Below are 17412 nucleotides of genomic sequence, written 5' to 3'. Positions count from 1 at the left end.
CTTATCATGGCATTATTTGTTGGTGTTCAGGCTTTTGCTCAAGAAGCAAAACTGGCACCAACGCCACCCATGGGCTGGATGAGCTGGAACCTTTTGGCCGATAAGGTTAACGAAAAAGACCTGCGCGAAATGGCTGATGCGATGGTGGCCAATGGCCTGGTCAAAGCGGGGTATCAGTATATCTTTATCGACGATTGTTGGCAGGGCGGACGCGATTACAAAAACAACATCATTGCCGACCCTAAAAAGTTTCCCTCGGGCATTAAAGCCCTGGCCGATTACCTGCATGCCAAAGGCATGAAATTGGGCATTTATTCGGATGCCGCGCCTCTAACCTGCGCAGGCTATACCGGCAGCCTGAATTTTGAAGAACAAGATGCCAAAACCTTCGCTTCTTGGGGCGTTGATTATTTAAAATACGATTATTGCGGGGCGCCAGAGGATGTAGAAACCGCCAAAAAGCGTTACGCTAAAATGGCCAATGCCCTGCGCAAATCGGGCAGGGACATTGTATTGGGCGTTTGCGAATGGGGCCCGCGCAAACCCTGGGAATGGGCCGCACAAGCCGGCGGACAAAGCTGGCGTGCTACTTTTGATCTGCGCGACAAATGGAAAGATAAAGGCAACGGCATTGATGCGGTTGGCGTAATGGACGTAGTTGATCGTATTGCCGAGCTTGGCCAATATTCGGGGCCGGGCCATTGGAACGACGGAGATATGCTCATTATCGGGCTCAAAGGCCATAAAGGGCCTTCGGGCGATTTGGGAGGCAAAGGCTGTACCGATACCGAGTACCAGAGCCAAATGAGCTTGTGGTGCATGCTCAACTCGCCCTTGTATATGAGCAACGATTTGCGCAACATGAGCAGTGCTACTCAAAAAATCCTATCCAATGAAGAAGTGCTGGCCCTCAACCAAGATGTATTGGGCAAGCAGGCCGAACGCAAAATCAAGAATGAAACCTGGAATATTTTCGTAAAACCCCTAGCCAACGGCGATGTTGCTGTGGCGATTTTGAACCGGTCGGAAACTGCCCAAAATGCACAGGTTAGCTTTGCCGATTTGGGCCTGATGGGCAAATACGAAATCAGGGATTTGTGGCAGCACCAGGTATTGGGCAAAGACAAACAATGGAAAGGAAAAGTTGATACGCACGAAACCAAAGTGTTCAGACTGAAGAAAATTTAAGCATGCTCGATTGATCGTTTGCAGTTCCTTTTCGGCAAAGGGTGCCCAAAGGAAGGGTTAGTTCAAAAGTAACCTTTAATCGCGATCAGCTAAACCCATAAGCCAACAAACAAATGAACCAAAAATAAACAAGCTACATCCACATGAAAAAACAACTCACCTTAACCTTTTTTGCTTGTGCGCTCGCCTGGGGGGCAAGTGCGCAAACTACAACCAAAGATCCGGCTACTGTGCTTATTTCGCCACAGCATACCTTGTCTAAAGACGATGTCGAGTTTAGAAAAGCCATTAGCGAATGGAGCGACAATACGTTAAAAAGCACCGACTATAAAAATATCAAAGCCCATCCATCGGCCGCCATATTTCCTGGCGCACCTAAAGCGGGCTATAAATTTATCGACCGCGAAGTGGCCATCAGCCATCAAAAAATAGCCGATAGCCTGGTCGATATTGTTTCCACCCTGGGCTACTCGAGCCCTTGGGCCAATAACCTGTACAGTACTGGCCTGTATGCCGTTGCCGGCGAATACATCGAAGTGGTTTTGCCAAAAGACATTGATGCCAAGGAAGTGAGCGTGCAGATTGGTTCGCAGTCAGACCGCCTCAACACTTGGGTAGCCGGTAAAGAAGACTGGCGCCGCATGCCGATTATTACCAAAAGACAGGAACTCAAAAACGGCAGCAATAAATTGGCTTCGCCTTTTGGTGGCTTGATTTACATTTCCATTTCGCCAAAGAGCGCGAACAAAAGTTTTAAGGTAACCATCAAGCATGCCATCACTTCGCCTTTGTTTGTATTGGGCAAAACCAGCGACCAGGAGTGGGCCGAGCAGCTTAAAAACAACAAGGCTCCATGGGGCGAAATGGCAACCGAAAGCGTGATTTTAACTTTGCCCGATTCGGTATTGCAAACTGTTAAAAATCCTTCAGAAGTGATGAAGCTCTGGAATTTGATCGTAGCCGGCGAAATGGAACTGGCACAGATCAATCAGCCTTTTTACAGGGCACAGCGACTGGTGGTCGACGAGCACATCGGTGGCGGCTATATGCACAGTGGCTATCCGATTATGATTCACCATTCGCCAAGCAAACGAATGCTGTCTAACGAAATCATGGCCAATCCGGCATTGTTGATGAAACCGAGCAAAGGTGGTGCAAACTGGGGCTTTTTTCACGAAATCGGCCATAACATGCAAAACCTCAACTGGGTATTTGGTGGCACTACCGAAGTGAGCAACAATTTCTTTTCGCTGTACATGTTCGATCGGTTGATGGGCGGACACGACGATTCGCACTCGGGTGTTTCGAGCGAGAACACACAGAAGCAGATGAAAAAGTACTTTGCCGATGCGCCTAGCTACGAAAAGTGGAAGAAAGATCCATTCCTGGGCCTCATCATGTTCCGCCAGATGCAGGAAGGATTTGGATGGGAAAGCTTTAAATCCTTTTTCAGGGAATACCAAAAACTGGGACCAACCATTGGCCGCATGAACGACCAGCAGAAAATAGACCTTTGGGTAAAAACCTATTCCAATATTGTGAAAAGAAACCTGGTGCCATTCTGGAAAACCTGGGGTATTCCGGTAAGCGATTCGGTAGACAAGGAATTGTCGGTTTATCCAAAATGGATGCCTTTTAACTTCCCGCCACAGAATTAAATCCTTATGAAAGCACTATTGATCAAGAAGATTGCATGCCTGGGCTTGTTGTGTTGCCTGTTGCAGGTTGTGTGGGCGCAAAACGAAACCAAGCACAACCTTGTTTTTAACAACTTGGCCAATAAGTGGGATGAGGCCATGCCTTTGGGCAATGGCATGCTGGGCGCCTTGGTTTGGCAAAAGGGCGACAAACTACGACTTTCTTTAGACCGCGCCGACTTGTGGGACGAACGCAAAGCACTCGACATGAGCAAGCTCAACTTCAAGTGGGTAAAAGAGCAAGTGCTCAAAAAAGATTACCGTCCGGTGCAAAAAATCGGCGATGAGCCTTACGATAATGTGCCTTACCCGACCAAGCTCCCTGCGGCGGCTATCGAGTTCGACATCAGTGCCTTAGGTAAGGTGAAATCTAACGTGCTCAGCATCAAAGAGGCACTCAATACCATCAAATTTGAAAACGGAACGGTATTTAACTGTTATATCCATGCCACTAAACCAGAAGGCTATTTTAGTTTCGAAAACCTCAAATCAGCCGCTATTTTGCCTCAGCTTATGGTACACAACTATAACACCAGCGCAAATGGTACCAATGATAATAGCCATGCGGGCCAGGGATTGGGCAAACTGGGCTATGCCAAAGGCACGGTAAAGCAAACCGCCAACAGCATTGTCTACCATCAGCCAACTGCCGATGGCCATTATTTTGAAGTGCTCATCAAATGGCAGCAGCAGCCAGGCCATAAAATCATTGGTTCATGGACCATCAGCAGCAATAAGCCTGCGGTAATGGCCAACCTGTCTACCCAAGTAAAAGAACCAACCGGCTGGGATACTCACCTGGCGTGGTGGAAAAACTACTGGAAGCAATCGTCGGTTAGCTTGCCAGATACCTTGCTCGAAAAACAGTATTACCTCGAGCTGTATAAATTAGGTTGCGTATCGAGAAAAGGAGCGCCAGCCATTACCCTGCAAGCCATTTGGACGGCCGATAACGGAAGCTTGCCTCCTTGGAAGGGCGATTTTCACAACGACCTGAATACCCAACTCAGCTATTGGCCGGCCTATACCGGCAACCGCTTGGCCGAAGCCGCCACCTTTACCGATTGGCTATGGAAAATCAGGGATAAGAATTTGGCCTACACCAAACAGTATTTTGGGGTAGAAGGCCTAAATGTACCCGGTGTGGTTACCTTAAATGGCGATCCCATGGGTGGTTGGATCCAATATTCGATGTCGCCAACGGTAAGTGCCTGGGCATCGCAGCATTTTTATTGGCAATGGAAGTACTCGATGGACAAAGCCTTCCTGAAAACAAGGGCCTATCCTTACATCCACGATGCCGCTACTTATTTGGAAAACATTACTTACGTTGAAAACGGCGTACGCAAACTGCCGTTAAGCTCAAGTCCAGAGTATAACGACAATAGCATCAATGCCTGGTTTCTAAACTGGAGCAATTTTGATTTGGGCCTGAGCAAATTCCTGTTCAAGGCGGCCGCCGAGGTGAGCCAGGCCAACGGGCAAGCGGCCGAAAGCCAACATTGGCTGTCGGTATTAAAGCAACTGCCTGATTTCGAAGTGAACGAAACGGGCTTTACCATTGCCCCAGGCCAAAACCTGAACAGCTCACATCGCCATTTTTCGCAATACATGGCTATTTATCCGCTGGCCTTGCTTGATGTAAACCGCGGGGAAGACAAGTTGCGCATCAGCAATTCGCTAAAACGCATTGAAGAAAAGGGCACCCGTGGCTGGTGTGGCTATTCGTTCAGCTGGATGGCTTCATTGTATGCCCGTGCCTACGAAGCCGATAAAGCCGTAAAACAGTTACAGATTTTTGCCAACAACTTCTGTTCGCCTAACAGCTTTCACCTAAACGGCGACCAAAAAGGCGGCCAATATTCGGGCTTTACCTACCGGCCCTTTACCCTGGAAGGCAATTTTGCCTTTGCGCAGGGTGTAAACGAACTCTTGCTGCAAAGTAGGGAAGGCTATATTGAGGTTTTTCCTGCCGTGCCACGCGATTGGAAAAACGCTTCGTTCGAAAACCTGAGGGCAGAAGGCGCCTTTTTGGTTAGTGCCCAAAAGCAGAACGGCGTTCCGGCAAAAGTTAGTATTAAGGCAGAACAGGGTGGTTTATTGGCCATCAAACTGCCTTTTAAAACAGCTGTCGTAAAGAAAATAGACGCCAAAAGAGTAAAATTTGGACAAGACGGTTTGGCGCGGATAAACCTAAACAAAGGCGAAAGCATTAGCTTCGAAAATGGTTATGAATAAGAAACAGCGATGAAAAAAAACATGCCTATCCTGCTTGGTCTTTTTGTGCTTCTGGCATGGCCAACCTATGCACAGCAAAAAACGAAAAAACCAAATATCATCTTTATTTTAACCGACGATTTGGGCTATGGCGACGTGGGGGTTTTCTTTCAAAACCAGCGGGCCCAGCAAAACAATAAGGCCCTGCCTTTTGCCCTAACGCCAAGTTTGGACCAAATGGCAGCCAACGGAGCCATTTTAACGCAGAGCTATTGCGCCGCACCGGTTTGTGCGCCGTCTAGGGCATCGATCCTTTTGGGCCAAAGCCAAGGGCATGCCAACGTACGCGACAACCAGTTCGACAAGGCCTTGGCCAACAACCATACGCTGGGTACCGTGCTGCAAAAAGCAGGTTATAAAACGGTAGCCATTGGCAAATGGGGTTTGCAGGGAACGGGCAAAGACTGGCCGGCACATCCGCTAAATCGAGGCTTCGATTACTTTTATGGCTACATGCGCCATTCGGATGGACACGAGCATTATCCCAAAGAGGGCATTTACAGAGGCAAAAAAGAAGTTTGGGAAAACCGAACCGAAGTCTCGGCCGCACTCGACAAATGCTATACCGGCGATTTATGGACGGCAAAGGCCAAAGATTGGATCATCCAGCAGGCCAAAAGAAATGCCGATCAGCCCTTTTTTATGTATTTGGCTTATGATACGCCACATGCAGTTTTGGAACAGCCAACGGGTTCCTATCCGCAAGGCGGGGGCTTAAACGGTGGATTGCAATGGTTGGGCAAACCTGGCGAAATGATCAATACCGCGCATGGAACACCCGATAGCTGGACCGACCCGCTGTATGCCCATGCCACTTATGATGACGATAAAAATGCGGCCACACCCGAAAAACCATGGCCCGACACCTATAAACGTTTTGCCACCACCACCAAACGCCTCGACGATGAAATTGGCGATTTGCTAAAACTGCTGAGCGACCTAAAGATAGACGATCATACTTTGGTGATTTTCAGCTCAGACAACGGCCCTTCTATCGAAGCCTACTTGCCTAAGCCCAACGTACCTTACGAAGCCAATTTCTTCGACAGTTTTGGCCCTTTTGATGGCATTAAAAGAGATGTGCTGGAAGGTGGCATGCGCATGCCGGTCATTGCCCAATGGACCAAACACATTGCACCGAATACCGTAGTGGCTTCGCCCAATATTTCGTACGATTGGATGCCGACCTTTGTGGAGGCGGCGGGTTTAAGCGCACCGGCGGTTACCGATGGCGTTTCGCTGTTACCTTCGTTGTTGCAAAAAGGCAAGCAAGCCCCTAGTTTAATCTATTCAGAGTATTTTGAAAGTGGCAAAACCCCCAATTACAGCGAGTATGCACCCAACAACAGAGGCAAGTTGCGTAACCAAATGCAAATGATCCGCTTTGGCGATATTGTAGGGTTGCGGTATAACGTCAAATCGGCCAATGATGATTTTCAATTGTTCAACGTGGTTAGCGATACCCATCAAGCTACCGATTTGGCCAAGGACAATGCCCAGTTGCAAGCACAAATGAAAGCCAAGGTATTGCAGCTGAGAAGAAGCGATGCAGAGGCCAAACGTCCCTACGACGAGGAGCTTGTACCTGCCACAACGCTGGCTGCACCCCAAGCAGGAACAGTACTGAAGGCCTTTAACGACAAAGCTGCTTGGGTGCCCAAAACCGGAGGCCTATCGGTCCTGCGTACAGTTACAACCAACGAAATTACCATTAAGCCGGTAGCCAAAGCTAATGTTTATGAGTTTTCGGGCTATATCAAAGTTGCCAGTGATGGTTTATACACTTTTGCTTTAAGCACCAATGGCAAAGCCTTTTTGCGATTGCACGAAGCGGTAATCATAGATGCCGATTATGGCTATGTGGCCAATAAACAATTGCAGAGCAGCATCAGGCTCAAGGCAGGCTACCATCCGTTTACCCTTACCGTTAAGGATGCCAAAACCATCAAGCTTTTATGGGCCGAAGATGGTGCAAGTGCCAAGGCAATCGGTGTTGGTAGTTTATACCATTGATCCATTGAAAAAGAAATTAATTAAAATAGGTTAAAACAGTTAACCGAGCTTTGTTTAATCAGATCAGAACAATAGCTTTACCATACAGAATAAGGACCATCTAACCAAATGAAAACTAAATTAATCGCTGTTGCAGGGCTATGGTGCTGTGCATTGTTTGGCCATTACGCTCTGGCCCAAACTGCCAAGGTCGACAGCTCGCACGTACAAACATTGCGCATCGACCCGAACGCCGCCATGGGTGCGCCAGTCTCCGAAATTTTCGACGAAGTAAGCTTTACGCCCCTAGAAACCACTAAAGAAAGCCTGTTCGGCGCCATTGCCCAACTCGAAATCTTAAACGACCATTACGTCATATTCGATTACGACACCAAGGCTGTTTTAATCTTTGCCAAGTCCGGCAAGTACAAAACCAAAATCGATGCGTCCAAATTGCCATTCGATGCCGATTCGAAGGAACAAGGCATTTGGGGCTTCAACCTGCAGGAAGAGAATGGGGTAGGCTATATCCAGATTAATTCGAACAAGTTCTTTTTTTACTATGATATCAATGGGAAATTGGTTAAAAAGGTCAAGCCCGAAGATATGCCCGATAACAGGAAATATTTTAATGATAAGGTCAATTATGTTCGGGTTAACTATATCGCCAAAAAAGACGATTCGATATCGTATGATGTAGGCATCTACAATAAAAACAAAGGAATTTTAACCTATTTCCCTTTCAAGACCAACCGCTACAACGATGACGATTTTATCGGGGCAGGCGAAAATTTTTGGCTCAGCGAGCAAAGAGACCGGTTTTGGTTTACCCGCTTTTACGATTATTCTATCTTTGAGGGCAACGCCAATGGCCTTTCGCTCGCTTACAGGCTGATCTTTCCGATGAACATGTCGTTGCCCAATGATTTTGTTACCAATCCCATCTACAAGAAAAAACGCACGAAGTACTTCCAAGACAACAGTGGCAAGGTTTACAGTCTTGGCAATGTGATGTTTATTGGCGATAACCTGCTCTTTAGGTTAGGCGTTTGGAATGGTGCAAAAAAGAATATGCTGGCCTACAATGTTAAATCCGGGGCTTTGCTGTCTATGAATGATATCGAACCCGACGAAAAGAGCTTCTATTTGCCTATCAATGATTCTGGAGTGGGCTATGATTTTCTAAATAGGGGCTTTCTCTTGTACAAAGACAGCTATTTGTACACCAGTTATTCCTCACTCGCCATGTTTGCCTTTAAGGAACAAAGTGCCGGCAAAAACCCGAAGTATAATGCGGTTTTAACCGATTATTTTAAAACGCAGAATAGAAAGAGCAATCCCGTAATCATCCAGTTAAAACCTAAGAAAAACTAAGGTCTATATGCGTTTGTATAACGTTATCCTCATGGCCATGCTATTGGCCTTTACCTCTCATTTTTGCGTCGCCCAACAAGCCAAGCCAGTGGCGCCGGGAAGCGTAAAGGGCATTTTAAGAGACACGGTGCATAAATATGTGGTTAAAACAGCCACCATTTCTGTTTACCGCGAAAAAGACAGCACTTTGCTCAATTACCAGTTGAGCAATAATTATGGCGAATTTAATGTAAAAAACCTGCCCGTTGGCATTCCGCTAAGGCTGGAAGTAAGCCATTTGGGCTATGCAACCCTCGACCAAAAGTTTACCGTTGGGGCCAGCACCAATGTGCACGATTTTGGCACCCTGATTTTGAAGGTACGCGATATTACCCTCAAGGAAGTTGTGGTGAAAGTGCCACCCATCAGCATGAACGGCGATACTCTCGAAATCAATCCGGCTGCCTTTAAGCTTGATTCGAACGCCGTTATAGAGGATGTACTCAGGCGCACGCCAGGCATTACCCTTTGGGGCGATGGTGCCATTACCGTTAATGGCAGGGCGGTTACGAGTGTTTTTGTAGATGGCAAGGAATTTTTTGGAAACGATCCTAAAATCGCCCTGCAGAACATCAGCAAGCAGGCAATCCAAAAAGTACAGGTATATAATCAAAAGAACGAGCAAAATCCGCTCGATTCGAACCTCATCATGAACCTCAAGCTCAAGACCAGCAAGAAATTCGGCATGTTTGGCAAAATAGGGGCGGGTTTAGGCACCAACAAACGATATGAAGCCGATGGCAACCTGAACATCTATACCTCAAAAATGCAGGTGGGCATAGTGGGCGCCAGCAACAATGTAAACAAGACTGCCAGTAGTGCATCTACATTATTGTCTAACAGCACTTTTAAGGGTATAGGGGCGAATATCAGCTACCAACCCGATTTTAGGGCTACAGGCATTGCCAAGCCCAGTACCGGTGGCTTGATATTCAAATATGATTTTAAGGAAAACCCCGACTACAACAAAAGAAGTAGCTTGTCTGTGAATTACTTTGGCCAAAACCGCGATTTCCAGAATGAGTCGCAGAATGAAAGCATCACCACCATTGCCAATGCCGACCAGCTATACGGCAGCTCCAGCAGCAAGAGCCATTCCGATTATAACATCCAAAACTTGGATGCCATGTACCAATATGCCAATAAAAACCACACGGTAGACTTTACACAGCGCTTAACCAAAAACAATTCGCAAAGCAACAGCCAGTCGCTAAGCAGTTCGTTTGATAACCAGCGGGTATTGGTGAGCCAGAACGCGGCGGTAAACACCAGCGAAAGCCAAACGACCAATTTTCATTTTGCCGCTAATTATCGAAAAAGCAAATTCGATTTTACGCCGAAGGCATTTAGGCTGTTCAACTATATCAACGTTAACTATGCCTTTGATGCCAATTCGAACCAGAACCAGAGCAACAGCCAGTCCGATTTCAGGTCTTTCGTCAATACATCGACCAGCAGAAAACTAGAAAGGCGCTATGATAACCAAGTCGATAATACCCAGCAGAGCCTGGTCTTGGAGCTCCCTCAAATGACCAACATTTTTAAACTGAGCCGGTTTACGAGCCGTCTGGGCATGAGTTTGAAAAATTCGCTTAAACTGGGCAATACCAAGAGCATTAACCTGGCCGAAGACTTGGATGCCCTTACGGGTACCTATAAAAACAACAATTACCTGAGCAGCCGTTTAACCACCAATCAGCTGGAAGAACAACCCGAACTGAATATACAACGGAGCTTTGGAAAAAGCTTGACTAACCGCTTTTCTAAGAACCTGAGGTTTTCCGTTGGGTTGAGCCAAAGTATTATTGTGCAGGACAATAAATCGACGAAGAGTTTCCAGAACATCCGCAAAACCTATAGCCGGTTTTTGCCTAATGCCAATATCAGCTACTCTAACTTCCAATATGGCGATTTTTTTGAATCGATCAACATCACTTACCAGCAGAATATGCGTATTCCCAACATCAACCAATTGGCGCCGCTAACCGACAGCATTAACCTTTATAGTATTCGCCTTGGCAACCTTGGCCTGCGCGAGGCTCAAGTACATGGTTTTAGGTTTTCTTATAGCCATACCGACCAAAAAAAGAAGAACACCTTTAATTATAATGCCAGTGTCAATGCCGAAATGGTCAACAACGGCTTTGCCGACAGCCTTTTTGTGGATGCGCAGAACCGGCAGGCCAGCTATACCGTAAACGTTAATGGAACACGCACACTCAATGGGTCTATCAGTGTTAATAAGGCCTATAAGCTTAAAAAAGGCGAAATACAGCTGAGGCTGAATTCGAATATCGACTTTTCGAAAAATCCAGGCTACGTTAACGGCGTGCTCAATTTTTCCAACTTGCTGCGAAGCAATAATGCGCTCAATGTTTTTTATACGCTCAACGATAAGCTGGCTGTAGAAGCCAGTACCAGCTTTAGCCCTTCGCGTTCAAAGCAACGCAACTTTAATACCGAATATAGAGGAGCCAATTATATGAACAGTTTGAGTGCCAGCTACAATATCACCAAAAAGCTGACGCTGAGCAGCAACATCAATTTCAACAAGACTACGTCTAACAATACCGACGCCATCAATTTTACCATCTGGAATGCCAATGTTACTTACCGCTTCTTCAAAAATAACAGTGCAGAGTTTAAATTGGCCGCGTTAGACCTGTTGCACCAGAATACCAGCGCGATCATTTTTGCCAGGGCCAATGGGTTAACCACGGGCACGCAAACTGTTTTGCAACAATATTTTATGACTACTTTGTCTTATTACCCACGTATTTTCGGTACGCCTGATAAGAAAAAATAATAGAATGGCAGGCCGGAGGAGCCAGTTTTGTTTTTTTGAAAAGCCAAGACCGCATTTCATGGCAAAGCTCGCCCTGCTGTCCGCTTTACTTCGTGCCCGCTGCCATCAGGTTTAAGCAACAATGGCTGTGCTGCCCACAAAAAAATCCCCGATCGAATTAACGGTCGGGGATTTTTTTTGCGAATAAACTTGGCTTACCAGTAAATGGTATAAAGTGCGGTTAGCAAGGCAATGATCACTAATGCGCCGATGGTAAAGCTTTTCGAAGTCTTGAACATGCTCGTGTCAACCTCGAGGCCTTTAGGAGTAACGCCCTTTCTGTTTTCGATATTGGTAATAATGCTCATGCCTATGATACAGAGGATAAACACAATGCCCATTCTGTCGATAAAAGGAATTTCGTAAATGCCTTTGTTGTCATAATTAGGCTGGAACAAGCCATAAGGAGTTAAGAAGCTGAGGTTTGCCCAGTTTGGCAGGAATTTCAAGACGATAGAGAAAATAAAACCTCCAATGGTCGCGAATAAGGCGGCGTTTGAAGTCGTTCTCTTCCAGAAGAAACCCAAAATAAACATGGCAAAAATACCTGGAGAAACGAAACCGGTGTATTCTTGGATATAGTTAAAGCCCTGTTTGCCTTCACCCATGAGCTGTTCGCCTATAATGACAGAAAGCACAACTGCAATTAAAATGGACACAATTACCGTAATCTTTCCAATGCCAACCAGGTTCTTTTCGGTTGCCTCTTTGTTGATGGCTTTTTTATAAATGTCTAAGGTGAAAATAGTGGCAATACTGTTGGCCTTGCCGGCCAACGAAGCTACTATGGCTGCGATAAGAGCAGCAAAGGCCAAGCCTTTAATGCCTATTGGAAGCAGGTTCAGCAAGTTTGGATAGGCTTTGTTTACGTCTACAACGCCTTTCGAATCCAGCATTTCGGTATGGAACATGCCGTATTTGGTGTAAAGCACATAGGCCGCGATGCCTGGCAATACTACAATTACGGGCATGAGCAGCTTTAAAAAGGCCGCAAATAGAATGCCTCCACGGGCTGTTTTCAAATCGGCGCCCAAGGCACGTTGCGTGATATATTGGTTACAGCCCCAATAGTTGAGGTTTACGATCCACATACCGCCAATTAATACCGAAAGGCCCGGCAGGCTCACATAGTTTTTGTTATCCTTGCTAAAAATCATATGAAAATGGTCGTTGGCCTCGCTTTTCAGTATGTTTAAGCCATTTAATAGGCCGCTTGTGCCAGATTTGGTGGCAAGTAGCTCAAGCGCAATATAAGTGGCCACCAAGCCGCCCAAAATAAGGAAGAAGACTTGGATAACGTCGGTATAGCCAATTACCTTCATGCCTCCAAGGGTGATGATGATGGCAAATACGGCCAATAGGATAATACACAAAAAGATATGCAGACCAGAAATATTGCTGATGGCTAAGGCACCAAGGTATAAAATCGACATGAGGTTAACCACAATATACAACATCAGCCAAAACACCGCCATAATCATAGCCACCGTGCCGTTGTAGCGCTGGTGCAGGAATTGGGGCATGGTAAAGATCTTGTTTTTGAGGTAAACCGGGATAAAGAATACTGCGACCACAATGAGGGTAGCGGCAGCCATCCACTCGTAGGTGGCAATGGCCAGGCCCATTTTAAAGCCCGAACCGCTCATGCCGATAAACTGCTCGGCCGAGATGTTGGAGGCAATTAACGAGGCGCCAATAGCCCACCAGGTTAATGAGCCTTCTGCCAGAAAATAGTCTTTCGAGTCGCCGGTTTTTGATTTCTTTTTGTAGTAGATGTAAAAGCCGTAAGCTGCTACAACGATGAAATAGATTAAGATTACAATATAATCCTTAAAGTCCAACAGGTTGTTTTTCATTAAAAAATATTTGGTTTAAAGTTTAGGTTTTCTAAATGTACAAAATCAGCATTTATCATTTTTAATTCTAACAAGATTATTAACGAACAAACGTTTGCGTTTGAGCGGATTGTCTTTTTCAACCGCAACTTTGCTACCCATATCCATCCTATGGATCAGATATATCGGTTAATCAGGTTTTCTAAATACTCCTGCCTGCCGCTGCGCTTTTCTGGTTCGCCGTGGGTTGCGGCATGGTTCCTTAAATCTTCCAAACTCAATTTGCCTTGTTCAAAAGCTGCGCCATGGCCGCCATCAAAAGAGGCATAACGTTCTTCCTTTATTTTGGGGTAATCCGATTTTTGCAAAATGGCATCGGCAGTAAGCAGCGCCCGGGCAAAAATATCCATGCCTCCAATGTGCGCATAAAACAGATCGGCAGGATCGGTAGAATTGCGGCGGATTTTGGCATCGAAATTTACGCCTCCGCCCTGCAAGCCTCCACCTTCCAAAATGATCAACATGGCTTCGGTCAGTTCGTTAATATCATTCGGAAACTGGTCGGTATCCCAGCCGTTTTGGTAATCGCCACGATTGGCATCTATCGAGCCCAGTAAGCCACTATCCACAGCTACCTGCAATTCGTGCTGAAAACTGTGTCCAGCCAAGGTAGCATGGTTTACTTCGAGGTTAAGCTTAAAGTCTTTTAACAGGTCGTATTGTTGCAAAAAGCCTTTTACGGTAGCCGCGTCATAATCATACTGGTGTTTAGACGGTTCGCAGGGTTTAGGCTCGATCAAGAAAGTGCCTTTAAAGCCTTGCTTTCGAGCGTAGTCTTTGGCTACATGTAAAAATTGGGCTAAGTGTTCCTGTTCGCGCTTCATGTTGGTGTTGAGCAGGCTCATGTAGCCCTCGCGGCCACCCCAAAAAACATAGTTTTCGCCACCCAAAGCAATGGTGGCATCTAAAGCGGCTTTTACTTGCGCGCCGGCATGGGCCAACACATTGAAATCGGGGTTGGTGGCTGCGCCATTCATATAGCGTTCGTGGCTAAACAGATTGGCCGTGCCCCAAAGCAGCTTTACGCCACTTTCGGCCTGCTTTTGTTGGGCATAGGCCACAAGTTCCTGCAGGCGGCTTTCGTTGAGCGCTACATCGTTGGTGTAATCTACCACATCTACGTCGTGAAAACAGTAATAGGGCAGCTGCATCTTGGTCATGAACTCAAAAGCCGCGTCCATTTTGTTTTTGGCGCGTGCAATGACATCTTTTTGCTCGTCCCAGGGAAAAATATGCGTTGGGCCTCCAAAGGGATCTGCCCCGCTGCCGTTAAAAGAATGCCAATAGGCACAGGCAAACTTGAAATGCTGGGCCATGGTTTTGCCGGCCACAACACGGTTGGCGTCGTACCATCTAAATGCCAGCGGATTATCGCTTTGCAGGCCTTCGAATTGGATCTGGCCAATCCCCTTAAAAAATTCCTTTGCTCCTTTTGTTACTTTAATCATGTTTAAGTGTTTTGTGCTGGTTATGATGACAAGGTTTTATTGAGCAGCACTTTCCAGTCTTGGTAAATGCTTTCGTAGGCTTGCGCATTTTGAGGTTCAATGTATTGAAGCGGTTGGTGGTGTGTAAAGGCATCGGCTGGGCTGGCAAAAATTCCGGCGCCAATTCCGGCACCTAAAGCCGCACCTACGCTGCCGTTGCTATCGTAAAGCGCTACTGGAATTCCGGTAACGTCGACAAAGGTTTGGGTAAATACTTCGCTCAAAAACAAGTTGGCCATGCCGGCCCTGATGACTTGGGGCTGCATGCCATTTTCGCGCAAAATATCCAGTCCGTACCTAAAGGCAAAGGCAATGCCTTCTTGTACGGCCCTAAAAATACAGGCCTGGTTGTGCAGGTTCAGGTCTATGTCCAATAACTGTACGCCGGTATATTGGTTGTTCAGCATGCGCTCTGCACCATTGCCAAAAGGTAATACCCTTAAGCCCCGGCTGCCGATGGGAGCCTGCGCGGCCAGTTCATTCAGTTGCGCATAGCTAAGCTGGGGCGCAAAGTTGTGTTTGGCCCAGCGGTATAGGCTGCCCGTTCCATTAATGCAAAGCAACACACCGATATGCTTTTGGGCAGGTGTGTAGGTTACATGGGCAAAACTGTTTACCCGCGATTGCAGGTCGTAGGTAAGCCGATCGCTAATGCCATAAATAACACCAGAGGTGCCTGCTGTTGCGGCTACTTCGCCGGGTTGAAGTACATGGAGCGAAAGGGCGTTGTTGGGCTGGTCGCCCGATTTATAGGCTACCGGAATATGCGGACTTAGGCCCAAAAGTTGTGCAATGTCTTCCTTCACATAGCCGTGTATGCCAAATAAGGGCTTAACAGGAGGGATGAGCTCGGTTGAAAAGCCGTAATAATCCATTACTTCGCTGGAGATTTCGTCTCGTTCAAAATCCCAAAAAACACCTTCCGACAGAGCGGCTATGCTGGTGGTGCTTTCGCCAGTGAGCTGTAGGGCAATGAAATCGCCGGGAAGCATGATTTTGTCGATTTGCCTATAGATTTCGGGTTCGTGTTGTTTTACCCAGGCCAGTTTAGCCGCAGTAAAATTGCCGGGCGAATTGAGCAGGTGTTGCAGGCAATATGCCTGGCCGATGCTATTGAAGGCCTGTTCGCCCAGTTCAACGGCACGGCTGTCGCACCAAATGATGCTGCTGCGCAAAGGCTGCTGCTGTTGGTCAACCACCACCAAGCCATGCATTTGATAGGCAATGCCGATAGCTTTAATGGCTTTCGGGTCGAATAAGCCCGAAGCGTTGAGCCTAAGGATGGCCTGTTGCGTATGTTGCCACCAATCCCAAGGCGATTGTTCGGCCCAGCCCGGTTCGCGCGATTGGATAGGCATTTCTTCATCGGGATATTGGGCCATGGCCACGGTTTTTTGGCTGCCTATCTCCACAACTGCTACTTTAATAGACGAAGTGCCTATGTCAATCCCTAATAAATACATGAAAGCTGAGTTTTTATATTTGGTTATGCAAACGGTTGCATAAATATAGGGGCGCTATTCTTTATTGTCAAGTATTTTTAAAGAAAGTTTTGATAATAAGGGTTTTCTGGTGCAGAAAGCGGGTCGGGATTAGTTCCTGATTTCGGTCGATTGCCTTTCTATAAGCGCAGGTTCCAATATAATATGGTCAATCTGTTTGTAAGGATTTTCCTGTTGGATCATTTTCAGGAAAAGCTGGGCACACTCGTGGCCCATTTGGTTGGCATGTTGGTCTATGGTTGATAGCGTAGGCGTGATGTAGGCCGAAAAAGCCTCGTTGGCAAAACCAATCACCCCGATTTTCGGTGGGGTTTCGTCAATTTCGATCAGCTTCTTGATGACCCCGAGGGCGGTAAAATCGTCGCCAGCAATAATGGCATCGGGTTTTTGATGGTTACGCATCAACTTGCCCGCTCCAAATCTGCCGTCTTTGATGGATAAGCCTCCCAAAATGATATGCTCTTCGATCAGTGGCAACTGGTTGTCTTTTAAAGCCGCTTTGTAGCCGTTTAAACGATCATTGAATATTTTTACCCGATGGCTGGTCGTTACAAAGGCGATGGTTTTGTAGCCCCGGTCTATCAGGTGCTGGGTAGCCAGGTAGCCTGCCCTAAAGTCGTTGAGCGTTACGGTGGGTACTTTCAACTCGTCGTGCACCCGGTCGAACAGAATAAGGGGCTTGTGCTGGGCAATGACTTCGGCGAAATGCGACACATCTTCGGTTTCGAGCGACATAGAGGCGATAATGCCATCAACCTGTGCCTCCAATAAGGTTTTAACGCCATTGATTTCGTTTTCAACCGACTCGTTCGATTGATAGAGGATTACCCGATAGCCCATACCTTTCAAGCCTTCTTCAATGCTGTGGATAACAGAGGCGAAAAAATGGGCCTGCACGCTGGGTACAATGACCCCAATGATGTGGGTTTTGCCCGACTTTAAAGCAGAAGCTAGCCGGTTGGGACTATAATTGAGGCGTTTGGCAGTGGCAATCACTGCATTGCGGGTAGTCTCGCTAATTGCCGGAAAACCACTAAGCGCCCTCGATACGGTAGATACCGTAATGTTAAGCGCTTTGGCAATGTCGTATATGGTGGTTTTCTTTTTCAACAAGTT

At 46.7% G+C, this 17412-nt stretch carries 10 protein-coding genes; 6 read left to right on the top strand and 4 right to left on the bottom strand.

The genetic code is table 11. The annotated features are described in order from the left end of the window. Positions 1 to 6: 6 nt before the first annotated feature. The 6 genes from AC6H1S_RS15255 (at position 7) to AC6H1S_RS15230 (ending at position 11373) form a co-directional block, all read left to right on the top strand. Entirely contained in the window at positions 7 to 1188 is a 1182-nt protein-coding gene (locus AC6H1S_RS15255) for a glycoside hydrolase family 27 protein (protein ID WP_497564146.1), read from the top strand. Positions 1189 to 1331: 143 nt separating this feature from the next. After that, complete coding sequence (locus AC6H1S_RS15250; RefSeq protein ID WP_199137536.1) at positions 1332 to 2846, top strand: M60 family metallopeptidase; 1515 nt, start codon at positions 1332 to 1334, stop codon at positions 2844 to 2846. 6 nt (positions 2847 to 2852) lie between these two features. Next, entirely contained in the window at positions 2853 to 5123 is a 2271-nt protein-coding gene (locus tag AC6H1S_RS15245) for a glycosyl hydrolase family 95 catalytic domain-containing protein (RefSeq protein ID WP_497564145.1), read from the top strand. A 9-nt stretch (positions 5124 to 5132) separates the two neighbouring features. After that, positions 5133 to 7175, top strand: a complete 2043-nt coding sequence (locus tag AC6H1S_RS15240) for a sulfatase-like hydrolase/transferase (RefSeq protein ID WP_497564144.1) — start codon at positions 5133 to 5135, stop codon at positions 7173 to 7175. A 108-nt stretch (positions 7176 to 7283) separates the two neighbouring features. After that, positions 7284 to 8528, top strand: a complete 1245-nt coding sequence (locus AC6H1S_RS15235) for a DUF4934 domain-containing protein (protein WP_497564143.1) — start codon at positions 7284 to 7286, stop codon at positions 8526 to 8528. A gap of 7 nt (positions 8529 to 8535) precedes the next feature. After that, a complete protein-coding gene (locus AC6H1S_RS15230; RefSeq protein ID WP_497564142.1) occupies positions 8536 to 11373 on the top strand; it encodes a peptidase associated domain and porin domain-containing protein in 2838 nt (945 codons plus the stop codon). Positions 11374 to 11567: 194 nt separating this feature from the next. Here AC6H1S_RS15230 and AC6H1S_RS15225 read toward each other — a convergent pair whose 3' ends face one another. The 4 genes from AC6H1S_RS15225 to AC6H1S_RS15210 form a co-directional block, all read right to left on the bottom strand. Continuing rightward, positions 11568 to 13268 carry a sodium:solute symporter family transporter gene (locus AC6H1S_RS15225; RefSeq protein ID WP_199137543.1) on the bottom strand — a complete coding sequence of 567 codons (1701 nt, stop codon included), beginning with the start codon at positions 13266 to 13268 and terminating at the stop codon, positions 11568 to 11570. A 155-nt stretch (positions 13269 to 13423) separates the two neighbouring features. Further along, entirely contained in the window at positions 13424 to 14755 is a 1332-nt protein-coding gene (gene xylA / locus AC6H1S_RS15220; protein ID WP_497564141.1) for a xylose isomerase, read from the bottom strand. 20 nt (positions 14756 to 14775) lie between these two features. After that, on the bottom strand, positions 14776 to 16257 hold the full coding sequence (locus AC6H1S_RS15215; RefSeq protein ID WP_497564140.1) for a xylulokinase: 1482 nt from the start codon (positions 16255 to 16257) through the stop codon (positions 14776 to 14778). 129 nt (positions 16258 to 16386) lie between these two features. Beyond that, positions 16387 to 17406 carry a LacI family DNA-binding transcriptional regulator gene (locus AC6H1S_RS15210; protein WP_497564139.1) on the bottom strand — a complete coding sequence of 340 codons (1020 nt, stop codon included), beginning with the start codon at positions 17404 to 17406 and terminating at the stop codon, positions 16387 to 16389. Positions 17407 to 17412: the final 6 nt, after the last annotated feature.

The sequence above is a fragment of the Pedobacter sp. TM02 genome (assembly GCF_059705275.1).
The sequence above is the reverse complement of the archived record's forward strand: the minus strand, read 5'-3'. Positions and strand labels throughout refer to the sequence as shown.

Bases quoted from the DNA above. Each gene is read 5' to 3' on its own strand.
- AC6H1S_RS15255 (WP_497564146.1), top strand. From the start codon at position 7: ATGGCATTATTTGTTGGTGTTCAGGCTTTTGCTCAAGAAGCAAAACTG.
- AC6H1S_RS15250 (WP_199137536.1), top strand. From the start codon at position 1,332: ATGAAAAAACAACTCACCTTAACCTTTTTTGCTTGTGCGCTCGCCTGG.
- AC6H1S_RS15245 (WP_497564145.1), top strand. From the start codon at position 2,853: ATGAAAGCACTATTGATCAAGAAGATTGCATGCCTGGGCTTGTTGTGT.
- AC6H1S_RS15240 (WP_497564144.1), top strand. From the start codon at position 5,133: ATGAAAAAAAACATGCCTATCCTGCTTGGTCTTTTTGTGCTTCTGGCA.
- AC6H1S_RS15235 (WP_497564143.1), top strand. From the start codon at position 7,284: ATGAAAACTAAATTAATCGCTGTTGCAGGGCTATGGTGCTGTGCATTG.
- AC6H1S_RS15230 (WP_497564142.1), top strand. From the start codon at position 8,536: ATGCGTTTGTATAACGTTATCCTCATGGCCATGCTATTGGCCTTTACC.
- AC6H1S_RS15225 (WP_199137543.1), bottom strand. From the start codon at position 13,268: ATGAAAAACAACCTGTTGGACTTTAAGGATTATATTGTAATCTTAATC.
- xylA (WP_497564141.1), bottom strand. From the start codon at position 14,755: ATGATTAAAGTAACAAAAGGAGCAAAGGAATTTTTTAAGGGGATTGGC.
- AC6H1S_RS15215 (WP_497564140.1), bottom strand. From the start codon at position 16,257: ATGTATTTATTAGGGATTGACATAGGCACTTCGTCTATTAAAGTAGCA.